At 62.6% G+C, this 15,474-nt stretch carries 10 protein-coding genes; 8 read left to right on the top strand and 2 right to left on the bottom strand.

The features are described 5' to 3' along the window. Nucleotides 1–16: 16 nt before the first annotated feature. Nucleotides 17–820: a response regulator transcription factor gene (locus I6F36_RS35110; RefSeq protein WP_225112423.1), complete on the bottom strand. Its 804-nt coding sequence runs from the start codon at nt 818–820 to the stop codon at nt 17–19. Between the two features lie 247 nt (nt 821–1,067). Between I6F36_RS35110 and I6F36_RS35105 the strand changes: the two genes are divergently transcribed. Beyond that, on the top strand, nt 1,068–1,916 hold the full coding sequence (locus I6F36_RS35105) for an MBL fold metallo-hydrolase (protein ID WP_225173027.1): 849 nt from the start codon (nt 1,068–1,070) through the stop codon (nt 1,914–1,916). A 125-nt stretch (nt 1,917–2,041) separates the two neighbouring features. On the opposite strand, the gene I6F36_RS35100 is transcribed toward I6F36_RS35105, so the two are convergent. After that, nucleotides 2,042–2,929 carry an aldose 1-epimerase family protein gene (locus I6F36_RS35100; protein WP_225173026.1) on the bottom strand — a complete coding sequence of 296 codons (888 nt, stop codon included), beginning with the start codon at nt 2,927–2,929 and terminating at the stop codon, nt 2,042–2,044. Nucleotides 2,930–3,110: 181 nt separating this feature from the next. Between I6F36_RS35100 and I6F36_RS35095 the strand changes: the two genes are divergently transcribed. From I6F36_RS35095 to I6F36_RS35065, 7 genes are all read left to right on the top strand, one after another. Then, complete coding sequence (locus I6F36_RS35095) at nt 3,111–4,214, top strand: glycosyltransferase family 1 protein (protein WP_036013934.1); 1,104 nt, start codon at nt 3,111–3,113, stop codon at nt 4,212–4,214. Nucleotides 4,215–4,467: 253 nt separating this feature from the next. Further along, complete coding sequence (locus I6F36_RS35090) at nt 4,468–5,607, top strand: glycosyltransferase (RefSeq protein ID WP_225173025.1); 1,140 nt, start codon at nt 4,468–4,470, stop codon at nt 5,605–5,607. Further along, the gene (locus I6F36_RS35085) at nt 5,607–6,947 is read left to right on the top strand and encodes a hypothetical protein (RefSeq protein ID WP_225173024.1); all 1,341 of its coding nucleotides are present in this window, start codon (nt 5,607–5,609) and stop codon (nt 6,945–6,947) included. Before I6F36_RS35090 ends, I6F36_RS35085 begins: the two co-directional genes overlap by 1 nt. A gap of 30 nt (nt 6,948–6,977) precedes the next feature. Next, the gene (locus tag I6F36_RS35080; protein ID WP_036013938.1) at nt 6,978–8,246 is read left to right on the top strand and encodes a glycosyltransferase family 4 protein; all 1,269 of its coding nucleotides are present in this window, start codon (nt 6,978–6,980) and stop codon (nt 8,244–8,246) included. Beyond that, the gene (locus I6F36_RS35075) at nt 8,243–9,634 is read left to right on the top strand and encodes a hypothetical protein (RefSeq protein WP_036013939.1); all 1,392 of its coding nucleotides are present in this window, start codon (nt 8,243–8,245) and stop codon (nt 9,632–9,634) included. Before I6F36_RS35080 ends, I6F36_RS35075 begins: the two co-directional genes overlap by 4 nt. Before the next feature lie 539 nt (nt 9,635–10,173). After that, nucleotides 10,174–14,082, top strand: a complete 3,909-nt coding sequence (locus tag I6F36_RS35070; protein WP_225173023.1) for an RHS repeat protein — start codon at nt 10,174–10,176, stop codon at nt 14,080–14,082. Nucleotides 14,083–14,332: 250 nt separating this feature from the next. Continuing rightward, nucleotides 14,333–15,457 carry an acyltransferase gene (locus I6F36_RS35065; protein ID WP_225147031.1) on the top strand — a complete coding sequence of 375 codons (1,125 nt, stop codon included), beginning with the start codon at nt 14,333–14,335 and terminating at the stop codon, nt 15,455–15,457. Nucleotides 15,458–15,474: the final 17 nt, after the last annotated feature.

Here is a 15,474-nt window from a genome sequence, read left to right as displayed (position 1 = left end):
TTTTCCGGATCTTGCGCTACAGCCGCTCGCTGAGCGCGAGCTTGTAGCCGACGCCGGTGACGGTCGCGATCACGGGCGTGCCGCTGCCGACGAGCTTGCGGCGCAGCCGCGCCACCAGCGCATCGACGGTGCGGATGTCGACTTCGGCCTGGCGATTGCTGACCACCTCGATCAGATAGTCGCGGCTGAGCGGCCTGCCGTCGGCGCCGACGAGCGCCGCCAGCAGGTCGAATTCGGCGCGCGTCAGCGCCACCGGCTTGCCGTCGTTGCCGAGCAATTCGCGCCGGGTCAGGTCGATGATCCCGTCGCCGAACGCGATCGAATTGTGGTTGCGCGCCGCCTTGCGGTCGATCGAGCGACGCCGCAGCACGCTGCGCGCACGCGCGAGCAGATCGCGCAGGTTGATCGGCTTGGTGACGTAATGGTCGCCGGCGACCTCGAGGCCGAGGATGCGGTCGACGTCGGTGTCGCGCCGCGTCACGAAGATGATGCCCGCGTTGCTGGTGGCCTGGATCTCCTTGGCGAGCTCGAAGCCGTCCCCGTCAGGCAGTTGCACGTCGAGGAAGACGAGATCGGTGCGCGCGCGCAGCGCCTGACGGCACTCCGTGCAGGTGCCGGCGCCGACCACGTCGAAATTGTTGTCGCTGAAATAGTCGACCAGCATGGTCCGCGTCACCGGATCGTCCTCGACGACGATCAGCCGCTCGCGGCCGGGCGGACGAGCGGAAGCTACCGCCGTCCTGGCGGTCCCATGTGCCTGCGTCCCGACCTGCAGATTCAAGTCGCCGCGCAACGCGCCGTCATGTGAACGGGCATTCACAGCCTGTTCGAGCCCCCGAAATTGCCTGCCGCGATACTAGGCGCGTTGTGATGCGCAAACAATATTGGTCATGCTCTTGGCACATTAAGTATGAATTGGCCCACAATTCTCATTCCGCGCACCGTCGCGCCGGCAGTCTCCCGATTTTCGGAAAAGCAGATCGTACTTCGGGCGGCGCTCTGCGGCTTGCTCCCCTGTGAGCTTCGCATCTACTGTGCCTCCAAAAGCCTGCACTCGGAGGTGGCGCATGGAGGTCATACTGCTCGGCACCGGCGGCCCGCGCCCGGACCCGCGCCGCATGGCGACGACCACGCTGATCAGGCTTGGCGAGGAGAACATCCTGTTCGACGCCGGCCGTGGCGTCATGGTGCAGCTTCACAAGGCCGGCGTGCCGCTCGGCGCCATCAACACGGTCTTCCTCACCCATCACCATTTCGACCACATCGGCGATCTCTACGATGTGATGTTGAATTCGTGGATGCACGGGCGCAAGGACGATCTCCGCATCTATGGGCCGCCGGACACTGAGCGGCTCGTCAACACGCTCGTCACGCAGGTCTACGACAAGGACATCGCCTGGCGGGACCAGGGCGAGCCGAGCTTCGGCGGCTGGAAGCCGGTCGCCGCAACGGACATCATCCCAGGCCCCGTGCTCGACACCGGTCGCTGGAAGATCAGTGCCGAACTGGTCTCGCATGGCGATGGCCTCGACATGCCGCCGGCCTTTCTTGCGCGCTGGATCTGTCTCGGCTATCGCTTCGAAGCGGAAGGCAAGGTCATTGCTATTTCCGGCGACACCGTCCCCTGCCCCGGGCTCGAGCGGCTGGCCGAGGGAGCCGACCTGCTGGTGCAGTGCTGCTTCCTCGCCACGCCGGAGATCAACAACGAGCATTTGCGCCGGCTTGCGAAATACACGATCGCCTGCGGCGACACCGTCGGGAAGATCGCGGCCAAAGCCGGCGTCAAGAAGCTCGCGCTGACCCATCACCGTCCGCGCACCGACGATGCCATGCTGAACGCATTGCTTGATGACGTCAGGCGGGATTATGCAGGACCGGTCGTGCTCGGCGAGGATCTCACGCGCGTCGAGGTCTAAAGCCCGATGCGATTAGGATGAATCGTCATCGCGCTTTAGGTTGTTGTTTGAGCATGATCTTTTCGGAAAACCGCTTCACACTTTTCCGGATCATGCTCTAGGCATCATCGATCAGCTCGCCGGCCTCAGGACGATCCGACCTCGATGCGGAACGACAATTGCTCTTCCGCGCCGGCTGCGATGTGCATCAGTCCCGGCTTGTCGGTGAACTCGCCTTGGAAGTCGGCGGGACTTGCGTAGCCGCGCCAGGGCTCGATGCAGAGGAACGGCGCGCCTGACGGTTTCGACCAGACGCCGAGCTCGCGAAATCCGCGCCAGGACATTTTCAGCCATGGCCCGGTCGATGCACCGCCCGCCGCGGCATAGCGGACCGAAGTGCTCTCGATGCGGTCGAAGATGATGGCGTCGTCGACGAACAGGGAGTCCGACAAGGGAAGCGAGGTGCCTTTGACCGGGCTCGGCTCCGCTGCCGGCCGCAGCAATCCACCTTCGAGACGGCGGACCGGAGACGGTTCGGCGCACGCGAAAGTCAGCGCATGGCTCTCCTTCGCCGCGCCGGGCTGCAGCGGCCAATTGAAGGCGGGATGACCGCCGAGCGAGGCCGGCAACGTCTCCTTGCCGGTGTTGGCGATCGTGAGCGTCAGATCGAGGCCGGACTCATCGATCGCATAGGCCGCCGTCAGCCGGAACGGGAACGGATAGAGCGCGCGCGTCGTCTCATTATCATCGAGCACCAGGGTGCAGCGGCTCTCGCCGCGTTCTGCCCACACGAAGCGGCTGTCGCGGGCGAAGCCGTGCTGCGTCATCCGATACGTCCTGCCCTGATGCCGCAATTCGTCGTTGGCAAGGCGCCCGACGATCGGGAACAGCAGCGGCGCGTGACGCGGCCATTCCGGCCCCGCCTGCCAAAGGAATTCGGTGCCGCCGCCCTTCAGCGAGCAGAGCTCGGCGCCGTGCGCCTTGACGGTCGCGGTGAGCGAGCCGCAGCGGAAGGAGTGGGTGTCATCGGTCATGGCCGACCTCTACACCCCGGCCTGGCACGCAGCAAGGCGACGCCGGGCCATGCAGGCGGCGCCTCCGAGCCATGCCCGGCTGCGTCATATTTCTGTACCTAACGATTGCTCACGTGCGGCTCCTCCACCGCGAGCTCCCCGCGAACCCGGCCGGAACTCCATGAACCATCGTGGTCCCCAATTGAAATTCTTCATCAACGGCCGCTTTCTGTCGCAAAAGCTCACGGGCGTGCAGCGTTATGCCGCTGAAATGGTCAAGGCGATCGACGTGCTGCTCGCGTCGGAGCAGATTCCGGCCTCGCTGCGCAACGCAGACTGGCAATTGTTGAAGCCCGCGGATGCAAGCGAGGAACTTGATCTCGACCGGATCAAGATTCGCGCTGTCGGCCGGCTGCATGGGCACGCGTGGGATCAAATCGATCTCGCCCGCGCTGCCGCCGGAGGCCGCTTGATCAGCCTGGCCAATTCCGGACCGGTCTTCCATCGCGACCACATCGTCGTGATTCACGACGCCCAGGTCTTTCGCAGGCCCGACTTCTTCAACTGGCGCTATCTGACCGTCCATCGCACGATGGGGCGGATGCTCGCCCGGCACGCAAGCATCGCAACGGTGTCGGGATTTTCCCGCAAGGAGCTTGCGGACGTGCTGAATCTCTCGGCATCGCGCATTCCCGTCTTCCCCAACAGCGCCGAGCACTTTGCAGCCACGAAGCCCGATCCCGGCATCCTGGCCCGACTTGGCGTTCAGCCGCAGAAGTTCTTCCTCTTCGTGGGCTCGAAAACCAAGAACAAGAATCTGTCCGTCGCGATCCGCGCCATCCAGCTGCTCGACCGGGCTGACGTTCCCCTGGTCATCGTCGGCGGCGATAATAGCAAGGTCTTTCAGGATAATTCGGGCGAAGGGGCTTCCGGCCTGGTGCTGGCCGGCCGTCTGACCGATAGCGAGATTGCCGCGCTCTATGCGCATGCATCGGCCTTCGTGTTTCCCTCGCTCTACGAGGGGTTCGGCGTGCCGCCGCTCGAAGCCATGATCTTCGGCTGCCCGGTCATCGCCTCGAGGGCCGACGCCGTCGTGGAGACGTGCGGCGACGCGGCTGCGTATTTTGACGCCACGGATGCCGAGGCGTTGAAGCAGCTCATGCTCGAAAGATTGGCAATCGGCGCGATCTCGGACCAGGAACGCCGACGGCAACAGGATCGCCTTGCACTCTATTCGTGGAAGAAATCGGCGAAGACGTTGCTCGATCACCTCGCAGTGCCGGCGAACGTCGCCAGCGCCGCGTGAAACGCGGCGCGGTTCGCCTATCGCGCGCAACGGTTTTTGCACAAACGATTTGCAACTCGCGGCTCTTTGCCTGGTTCCATGAAATTTCTTCTTCGTTCTTGCGATGATCGCAAGCACGAGCGCCTTGGCGCAACATCACCACATCGCTGCCCCAATATCGCTACGTATTCGAGGAATTGTGTTTCGCACTAGCGAACACAGAACAGGGATACAGATGTCCGGCTCTCCAACGCGGCCCTACGCAAGGCAAACGATGAAAGTGCTGCACATCGCCGAAACGATCCGTGGCGGGATCGCGAGCTATCTGAACGAGTTGCATCCTCAACAACAGGCCAGCTTCGGTGCTGAGAACGTGCATTATGTCGTGCCGTCGGATCATCGGGGCGACCTCGGCGCAATCGATGACAACCAGATTACAACATTCGAGCGATCCGGCCGCAGCGTCGCCGGCCTATTCCAGATGCTGCGTGCCAGCATGCAAGCGCTGGATGCCTTCAGACCGGACGTGGTGCACCTGCATTCTTCCTTTGCAGGGCTCGTGCTCCGGCCCGCGCTGGCAGCCCGCTCGGGCGGACCGCGCGTCGTCTATTGTCCGCACGGCTGGGCATTTTCGCGCGAGACCGGCCGCTTCAGTCATAAGCTGACGAAGGCGGCGGAGAACCTGCTTGCGCGCACCTCGGACCGAATCATCTGCATCTCCGGCGACGAGTATAGCGAGGCGGTGCGCGCGGGAATTCCTGCCGACCGCCTCACCGTGGTCCACAACGGCATCTCGAAGAGCCGCACGCCGCAGCCCGTCGCGGCTGACTGGACCTCGAAGAAGGTCAAGGTGCTGTTCATCGGACGCCTGGACCGGCAGAAGGGGTTCGATCTGCTGATCGAAGCGGCACGCGCGCTCGAGGATGTGCTGGACGTCCGCATGATCGGCGCCTCCGTCGTCAACAAGTACGAAGGTCCGACCGTCCCGTCCAACGTGTCCCTGTTGGGCTGGCTCGACCGCCCGACCATCGAGACCCAGCTCGAGGCCGCCGACCTCGTCGTGATTCCGTCACGTTGGGAAGCCTTCGGCCTCGTTGCGCTCGAAGCGATGCGCGCGGCCAAGCCCATCCTGGCATTCCGCAGCGGCGCTTTGCCCGAGATCGTCGTCGATGGCGTCACCGGTGTGCTCTGCGAGCCCGTCGCGGTTCAGCCGCTCGTGGATGGTTTCCGGCGCGCACTCGATCTCGATCTCAAGGTGCTGGGGCAGCGCGGCTACGACCGGTTCAAGCAGCTCTACGACGTTGAGAAGACGCATGCGCAATTGCAGCAGGTCTATGTCGAGCTGCTTCAGGACGACCAGACGCCCGTCGCAGCGAAGGCGGCGCTGCAGTCGGATCTCTCCAAGAATTTCTGATGGCTGCACCGCTCCCACGCACCTTGGTTCGCGACAGTCTCCGCCTCGCGAGCCTCATCGCATCCATTCTCCTTCCGGTCCCGGTCTGCGCACAGCAGGCGCAACCGCTCGATGCCCGATTCCTGCTCGGGGTCGGCACACATCAGGGGCTGGGCGGCCCGGTGAGCGCGCGCGGATACGTGCCTTCGGAAAACGTCGCCCAGATCAAGCAACTCGGTCTCAATTCCTTTCGCGATGATTTTCCCTGGTCCGAGTTCGAGGTTGGGGGACGCCGGATGGGCTTCACACCCCGACTTGGCAGGCTCGAAGCGCAGGTCAAGTCCGGCGTCGCGCGCCCTCTCCTGATCCTCGCCTTCGGCCATCATCTCGTTCCGAATTCCTCGCCACCGACGACGGACGAGGCGCGGCAGCGGTTCGCCGATTATGCGGCGGCGGCGGCGCAATCGGTGGTGGCGCAGCATCCGCTGTTCGAGCTCTGGAACGAATGGAACCTGGCGGCGAAGAAGGATCCTGCGTTCTCGCCGGAAAACTATCGGGCGCTTGCCGAGGTCACGCGGCCGGTGGTCAAGCGGGTGGCGCCAAATGCGCCGTTTTTGGTCGGCGCGCTCGGCGACGATCTGGGCTGGACATGGACCGAGAAGATGCTGCGGACCGGCATTCTTCAATATGCGGACGGCGCATCGATCCATCTCTACAATTTCTGCATGGGCCCGAGCAAACGCACCTCGGCCGAAATCATCGACAGGCTGACGGCGTTTCACCGCCTGGTCGGCCAGGCGAGCGGAAACCCCGATTTTCCGATCTATGTCACCGAGACCGGGTGGACCACGGCTGCCACCAATAAATGCGGCGTCAGCGAACAAGCCCAGTCCGACAATAGTGCGCAGCTCATCTTGTGGGCATCAACCGCGGCGCGCTGGCTCAAAGGAATGTGGTTCTACGAACTCAAGGACAGTGGAAAGGACGCATCGGATCTGGAGCACAATTTCGGGCTCTACCGTTTCGACAATTCGCCGAAGCCCGTCGCCTGCGCGGTTCAGGGCGCCTGGGCTTTCATCCGCTCCAGCCTGAGCGCCGAGAAACGCGAGCTCGCCAGTGGCGTCGTGTCGATCAATGCAACGACGACGTCCGGCGCCAGAGTTGCGGTATGGTCCGAGACTCCCGAGCGGCGTTACGAGGTCCGGATCAAGGGGGATCAGGACGGCGCAACCTTTGCGATGCCGTGCGACTCGGCCGCAAGACCTGCGTCCGGTGCCTGGATTCCGGTTTCGACCACGCCGGTTCTCATTGCAGCGAGCAACGGTGCCATGCCCGCTTTGGAGATAAGGCCGGCGCGGTAAGCGCGATTTTGCAAGACATGAGGTTCAGTGATGAAAGTTCTTTTGACGTCCACTCTTTATCCGACGCCTCAGGCCCCCAAGATCGTCGGCGGTGCGGAGATCTTCGCGCGGCGCTTCGCCGAAGGCCTGGTGCAGCGCGGAGACGAGGTCGAGGTGATCCGCAGCGCATCCGCGCCCGAGCAGGCTCGTGAAAGCTGCAACGGCATCAACGTCTATTCTGCGCCGGTGCGCAACTTCCATCTGCCCTTCTCGCTGCCGAAGAACATCGTAAAGCGCAGCATCTGGCATGCGGTCGACGACTGGCAGATGCAGGCGCCGCTGATAGCGGAACGCATCCGGGCCTTCAAGCCGGACGTGCTGCACTCCAACAATTTGTCGGGTCTCACCACCGCGATCTGGCGCGTCGCCGCCCAGCTCGGCGTGCCGGTGCTGCATACGCTTCACGATTATTATCTGACCTGCCCGCGCTGCTCGCGCTTCGACAAGGGACGCTCTTGCGAGCACACCTGCACGAGCTGCGGGATCCTGACCTTCCATCGCAAGCGGGCGACGCACTGGCTGAGCGCCGTGGTCGGCGTGAGCGAGCGCGTGCTGTCGATCCATACCGACATGGGCATGTTCGCGGAGACGCCGATCCGAACCGTGATCCGCAACGCCTCGACCGAGCCGCCGCGCGAGCCCTACCCTCGCCCGGTCTGCACCACGGAAGTGACGTTCGGGTTCATCGGCCGCCTCACTGAGGAGAAGGGCATCGACAACCTGATGCATGCCCTTGCCATGCTGCCCCCCGACCGCATCCGAATGATGATCGCCGGCCGGGTCAGCGAGGAGGAGCAGCGCCGCCTCAAGGCGCTCGCGCCGGATGCGCGCATCGAGTTCATGGGCTTCGTGGCGCCGGACGATTTCTACAGGCAGGTCGACGTGGTGGTCGCGCCCTCGATCTGGCACGACCCCGGTCCACTCGTCGTCGCAGATGCCAAGGCGGCCGGCAGGCCGCTGCTCGGAACGCGCTTTGGCGGCATGCCCGAGGTCATCGAGCACGGCGTGACGGGTTGGCTGACCGAAGCCGATCCCCAATCCCTGGCCGACAGCATGCTTGCAGTCGCGTCTGATCCGCACAAGATCGACGAGATCAGCCGGCGCCTGATCGCAGATACCAACAAATGGGTATTTGCCGACGTGCTGTCATCCTACAAGAATCTGTATGAGCAATTGCGCGAGCAGCGGATGTCGCGCGTGCGCGCAGCAACGACTGAAGCGCCGCGGGCCGTCGGCAAGGAGCGCCTCATTCCGAGATGACACGCCTCTTCGCGATGGCGGGCTACCTCTATCAGAGCGCCGCGGCGATCATCCTGATCTTCGCGATCAGTCATCTGTTGCCCGCCGCCGACTACACCAATTTCTCGTTGGCACTGGCCTCGAGCCAATTGCTCTGCGTCCTGATGTTCGAGTGGCTGCAGCTCGCCGGATTGCGTTTTCTGGCAGCAGCCGGGGAGAACGAGGCGGCGCGGCTGAGGTGGTCGCTCTTTGCCGCGGGCCTGTCGAGCGCGGGCGCGCTCGTCGTGGTCGGCGGCTGCGCATCTCTGGCCAGCGTGCTCCCGGCAGGGATCATCGCGCTGGGCCTCGGCATATCCGTGCTTCAGGGCCTGACCGACCTCTATTTGCTGTCGGTCCGCCTGTCCGACCGGCTGGGTGTCGCCTCCTCTCTCCTGGCGTTTCGCGCTACCGCCCTTCTGACCGGAGCCGCCGCGGGTGCGGCGATTTGGGGAACGGCGGAAGCGGCGCTGCTCGGCGTCAGTGCGGGCCACGCCCTGGGCCTGCTCGCGGGGCTGGTGGCCTATCGCACCCCCCTGGAGCGCGTTCCGCTGCGGACGATGCTGGCTGACTGGAAGGATTTCTCCCGCTACGGCATGCTGGCGGCGGGTGCGTCCGTCATCCATCTCTCGGTGCCGGTGCTGCTCCGGTTCATCATCATCGGCCGGCTGGGCGCGACGGGCGCCGGCGCCGGATTCTCGATTGCGCTCGACCTGCTGCAACGCCCGTTCTGGGTCCTCAATGCAGCGATCCACACCGTGAGCTATCCCGATGTCGTGAAGGATTTCGAGCACGGAACCGTCATGAAGTCGGTGCAATCGACGCGGCGGATGTTCGAGTTCATGGTCTGCACGACCCTCGTGCTGCTCGGCGGTCTCGTCGGCTTCATTCCGGATGCAGCCCGTATCCTGGTGCCGCGGGAGAGCCTTGATGGCTTCCTGACGACGGCACCTGTTGTGGCCGTCTTCTATTTCCTGCACACGCATCTCCAAGCGACCGTCGCGGTCGTTCCGCACCTAGAGAAGCTCGCAACGAGGCTCGTGATCGTTGCGGCCGGCCAGCTCGCGATCGTCGCTGCCGTCGCGCTGGCCGCGGCATGGGCCGGCCTGTCGCCGCAACAGGCGGTCGGCTGCGCTTGCCTCGCCACGCTGGCAGCGATTCTGTTTGCGCTCGGTCCGACCCTGCGGTTCGAGGCATTCCCGCGCTGGTCACTGGTCGCGCAGGCGCTGGTGGCCGCCGTCCTGATCGGATCACTCGGCGCGATGCCGACCGAGCCCGCGACATGGCTTGCCGGCAAGATCGTGATCGCCGCGCTCGCAACGGCGATCGTCGGATGGCGCGGCGATTTTCTGATGCTGGCCCGTCGCGGCTAGCCCAATTCGCCGCATCCGGCACGGATCGGAACACAGCGGGCGAGCAACTGAGCCGTTGGGCCACGGCTCAAATTCAGGTCCTGGACGGAACCATTGCGCCTTCCCGATCAAACCAAGCGGTCATATCCGGGAAAATACGGATACAACCAGTGCGATAAAATCTTTCAGATTGATCGCCCATGAAAATGGCATCTGCCGACTCCCTGTGCCATCCGATGACGCAGACGAAAGAGTCGCACCCCACCGCCGCGTTCGTATGACACGCTCTCAAGCCGAAGCGTTGGATCGAACTCGCACAGCTTGCGCATATATTTAGCAGCGTGAATCGTGGAAATCTTGAAAGCGCCATTCTCACGCCATCCTGCACGGGCATCGCATCAGCATTCTGCTGCAATACGAGTCGAGCTGTTCCTGCACAAGGAACCGCATTTCACTCGCGATTTGTAGCTTCGATTTTTATCTGAAATTCACACTCGACAGAGAAGCTTCGACGCAAATCCCTGCGAGCAATTTCGTTCGCGCTGAAACCCGAGTTTGCAATGCCTGATCAAACAATCCTGTCCGCCAGCAGCTTCATCAACTCCATCGGCGTCAACACGCACGCCGGTTTCGGATGGACCGGCTACAACAACCTCGCGCTGATGGCCGACAGCCTCGAATATATCGGCGTCACCCATCTCCGCGACGCGATGGGGACGAACCCCGCTGCGCAGCCGGTCGTCGAGGGCCTGGCCGCCGCCGGCTACAAGTTCGACTTTCTGGTATCGTCTGCGCTGCCCCAGTCCGGTACGGTCGGGTTGCAGAACTACATCGCCTCGCTCCAAAAATTCGCGACGAGCTATTCGGGCAGCATCACCGCCATCGAGGGGCTCAACGAGGCCAATCACCAGCCCTTCAGCTACAATGGCAGCTCCAGCCTTTCGGCCGCGGCCCAGTTCCAGAGTGCGCTCTATCAGGCCGTCAATGCCAACGCGACGCTCGCCAGCATCCCCGTCTACAATCTGTCACTGGCCTACAACGATCCGCAAGGCTACAGCCAGCTCGGCAACATGTCGGGCTCGGTCGACTATGCCAACGCCCACGCTTATGTCAGCACCGGCCTCAATCCGAGCAGCTCCATTGCGGCGACGCTGAGCGCCGTCATGGCCGCGGCTCCGGGAAAGCCTGTCGTCATCACGGAAACCGGCTACACCACGCAAAACAACACCCAGTATCTCGGCGCCAACGAGATGGTGCAGGCCAAATCGATCCTGAACACGCTTGTCGTCGCCTACAAGGCCGGCGTGAGTGCAACTTACCTCTACGAGCTGTTCGACCGCGACTCGTCTGCAGCCAACACCAATCCCGAAGCCAATTTCGGCCTGTTCAATTCCGACGGCACGCCCAAGCTCGCCGCGACGGCGATTCACAACCTGACGACCATTCTGGCCGACGACGGCAAGGGCGGCCTGCAGCCGACTGACCCATTGAACTACACGTTGAGCAACATGCCGGCCACCGGCAACAGCATGGTGCTCGGCAAGAGCAATGGCGCCTACGAACTCGTCGTCTGGGCCGAGCCGAAGCTCTGGAACGATGCCACCGATACCGAGCTGTCCAATGCGGCCCAGACGGTGACGGTGAACCTCGGCGCCGTCCATCATACCGTGAAGGTGTACGACACGCTGACCGGCACCACAGCGATCGCCAGCTACACCGACGTCAGCACCATCACCATTCCGGTCAGCGATCACCCTGTGATCATCGAGATCGACGCGCCCCCGACCACGCCGCCCGCCCCGGACACAAGGACCAGCGTCACCGGAACGGCTGCGGAGATCGTACCGCAACTGTCCGATCTGAGCGACTCGACGGCGCTGCAGACAATCACCCTGACCGACTCCCACGTCCTGCAGGTCGCGTCGAAGGCGACCATGGACTACATGATCGCCCATTACGGCAACGCGCTCTCGAAGATCCAGGGCGGATATTCGTTCTCGGTGACGAACTCGGCGGCGACCTGGACCAGCACGAGGACTTACGATTCGAGCGGCAAGCTGCTCTCGAAATCCGACACCGGCCTCAATTCAAGCGGACAGCCGACCTCGACCACCATCGTCCACAGCGACGGCTCCAAGGACGTGATCAGCTACACCGGCGGCGTGCAGACGAAGTTCGTTCATGTCGGAACCGACGCAACCCGGACAACCGACACCTACAACACGGCCGGCACCCTGCTGAGCGAAGTCGTCCAGAAGCCCGACGGCTATTACTCCACCACGCTCTACACCAACGGCGTGAAGACAGCCGCCTACGTCAAGAACGCGGACCGCTCGCAGGACAACTATACCTACAACATCACGGGCAAGAGCTTCACCACCCAGGTGCAGCATCTCGACGCTTCGGGGAAGGTCACTTCGGTGATCCGCAGCCATGCCGACGGCTCGCTGGACTCGACCCAGGTCTACAATAGTGACGGCAGCAGCGTGATCACGTTGTACAGCGCCACGGGAGTGAAACTGATCGAGACGGCCTACCATGCCGATCGCAGCAAGGATGTCTGGACGTACAACATCAAGGACCAGAACTATACGACCCAGCACGACGTCTACGATTCGACCGGATTCCTCACGACCCTGACGCGCCTGCATGCCGACGGCAGCCTGGCCTTCGAGCTGATGCAGACCGCCGACGGCACCAAGACGACCAACTGGTACAATGCCGCCGGCAGCCTCACCAGCGAGGTGGTCCAAAAGGCCGACGGCTTCGCCTCGACAACCCTCTACAGCAACGGCGTCAAGACAAAAGTTTACATCAAGAACGCCGACGGTAGTCTGGACAACTATGCCTATGGCATCACCGGCCAGAGCTACACCACGCTGATCCAGCACATCGATCCGTCCGGCAAGGTCACGTCCGTCACCCGCAAGCACGCGGACGGCACGCTCGACTATACCCAGGTCGTCAACAACGACGGGAGCAGCGTCGTCACCATCTATGACTCGACGGGAGTACGGACGAAACAATCCGAGTACCACGCTGATGGCAGCAAGGATGTCTTCCTCTACAACATCACCGGCCAGAACTACACGACCGAACACAATGTCTACGATGCAACCGGCTTCCTCACGACGCTGATCCGGAAGCACGCGGACGGCAGCATGGCGTTCAAGCTGGTGCAGAGCAAGGACGGGACCAAGACGACGGACTGGTACGATGCCAAGGGGGTCCTCACCAGCGAGGTGATCACGAAGGCCGACGGTTACAGCTCGACAACGGTCTATACCAACGGCCTGAAAACTGCGGCCTACATCACCAATGCCGACCTGAGCCAAGACAATTACACCTACAACATCACCGGTCAGAGCTATGCCACGCAGCACCAGCATCTCGATCCGACCGGCAAAACGACGGAGGTGACCCGCTGGCACGCCGACGGCACGCTCGACTATACCCAGGTCGTCGGCAGCGACGGTGGCAGCGTCGTGACCAATTACGACGCTTCAGGCCTCAAGAAGACACAAACCGACTATCACTCCGACGGCTCGAGGGATGTCTATCTCTTCAACGTCATCGGTCAGAACTACACGAAAGAGCACGATACCTACGATACCACCGGTTTCCTGACGCACATCGTGCGGACCCACGCCGACGACAGCCTGGCATTCACCCTTGTGCAGAGCGCCGACGGCACCAAGACCTCGGGCTGGTATGACGCCAAAGGAATTATCACCAGCGAGGTGACGACCAAGAGCGACGGCTACAGTTCCACCACGGTCTACACCGGCGGTATCAAGACCGCTGCCTACATCAAGAACGCCGACGGCACGTCGGACAACTGGAACTACAACATCACAGGCCAGTCCTACACGACGCAGCACCAGCACCTCGATGCCTCGGGCAAGATCGTCGAGATCACAAGGACCCACGCCGACGGCACTCTGGACTATACCCAGGTCATCAACAATGACGGCAGCAAGCTGACCGACATCTATAACAGCGCCGGCATCAAGACCCAGGAGATCGCCAGCCACGCCGACGGCTCGAGGGACGTCTTCCTGTTCAACTTCAACGGACAGGCCGGCGTCACGCAGCACGAGAGCTACAACACCGCCAAGGCGCTCGAGTTCATCGATCAGACCAAGTCCGATGGCACCCACAACGTCACGGCCGTCGCCAGCGGCGTGACGATCCAGGGCGGGGCCGGCAATGACGTGTTCTCGGCGGCGCCGAACTCGACGACCATCGCGTACGACCACGGCCAGGACCAGATCCTCAACTTCCAGGCCGGCAGCGGGACGACGCACGACACGATCGCGATCTCGAAACTGCTGGCGGAGGACTACAGCCACCTCCAGATCACGCAGTCCGGCACGAACGCGCTCATCACGTTCTCGGCGACCGACTCGATTCTGCTGAAGAACGTCTACGTCTCCAGCCTGACGAGCCACGACTTCGTGTTCGTTTGAGCCAGTGAGACCTGCCCAAACGGGCGCCAACGTCGCTGGGGGCCGGGACCATGTCCCGGCCCCTGATCGCTCGTTGGTCGGGCGCCTGCCTCATCGATGAGCAAAGGGCTCTCTGCCATCCGCAATTGGATGAGCCCCATGAATTCGGAGGGATCGTCGGGTTGTGCCGCCATCGGCCGCCGCGCTTGCGAACTTGCGTCACAATTCGTCTCTAGAAGAGCGACGAAACGTGCAAGGAAACCGAGCCCCGATGGAAGCCAGTGAAGCAAGACGTTTTGTCGTTCTCGACTTCTACCGCTTCGTCGCCGCGCTCGGGGTCTTCATCTTCCACCTGAAGCTGATCGACAAGGGCATCTCACCGGCCTGGAACGGGTCCTATGGCCTGTTCGTGGACATGTTCTTCATCCTGTCCGGGTTCGTGATTTCCTACTCCTATCCTTCAACCTCGACAGGCCCGCGCTCCTATGCGCGCTTCCTCATTAGGCGGATCGCGCGAATCTACCCCTTGCATCTGCTCACATTGTTGATATTCGCGGTCCTTGCTCTCATGGGCATATCCGGTCCGACCTCGCACGCGAGCTTGACGGATTTCATTCAAAACCTCTTCCTCGTGCAGGCGTGGGGTATTACAGATCATCTCAGCTTCAACTCGCCGGCTTGGTCCATCAGCGCCGAGCTGTTCTGTTACCTATTATTCCCATTGTTCATGCTGCTGGCCGGGAGGATCTCGCCGCTGATGCTGGCGATCATCGTCGCGCTCTCTTACGGCATCCTTGCCCATGCTCACCTGCCGATCTGGCAGGAACGCTCTCAGATGTACGGGGCAACTTTCGATTTCGGGATGTTACGGGCGCTTCCGAGCTTCCTGAACGGGATTCTCCTAACCGTCCTGTTCAGGCTCTCGAGCGGCTATCGCAAGAAGCCGGTTGCATTCGCCGGAATAGCGCTGTTTGCCGTCTCGGTTCTGGTTCTCAACTTCTTTGCCAAGCCCGACCTTGCAATCATACTGTTCTCTCTCGCGATCCTCGTCACAGCCACGGGAGAAAGCGCCTTCGCGCGGTTTCCCGGCTCCGATTGGCTCGGCCGCCTCGGCAACACGTCATATGCCATCTACATGATGCACGAAGTGCTGTTGATCCTGCTCTTCAAGCCGGCCTGGCACTATTTCGGACTTCAGCCAAGCATGTTTCCGGTGTTTGCATTGGTCTGCTGCATCGTTCTGACAGTCGTTGCCGACGTGACATATCGCTACGTCGAAGATCCCGCTAGAAGAGTGATCAACCGGCTTGCGCCTGGCGGGGCAAGATCAGCCCGCGTCCCGAAGCCCGAGCCGCTCGATCTTGCCGAGGCCAGACAGGCGGCCAACGCAAGCTAGCTGGTGCGTGCAGGCCG

Source organism: Bradyrhizobium sp. BRP19 (assembly GCF_020194195.1).
GTDB lineage: Bacteria > Pseudomonadota > Alphaproteobacteria > Rhizobiales > Xanthobacteraceae > Bradyrhizobium > Bradyrhizobium yuanmingense.
The sequence above is the reverse complement of the archived record's forward strand: the minus strand, read 5'-3'. Positions and strand labels throughout refer to the sequence as shown.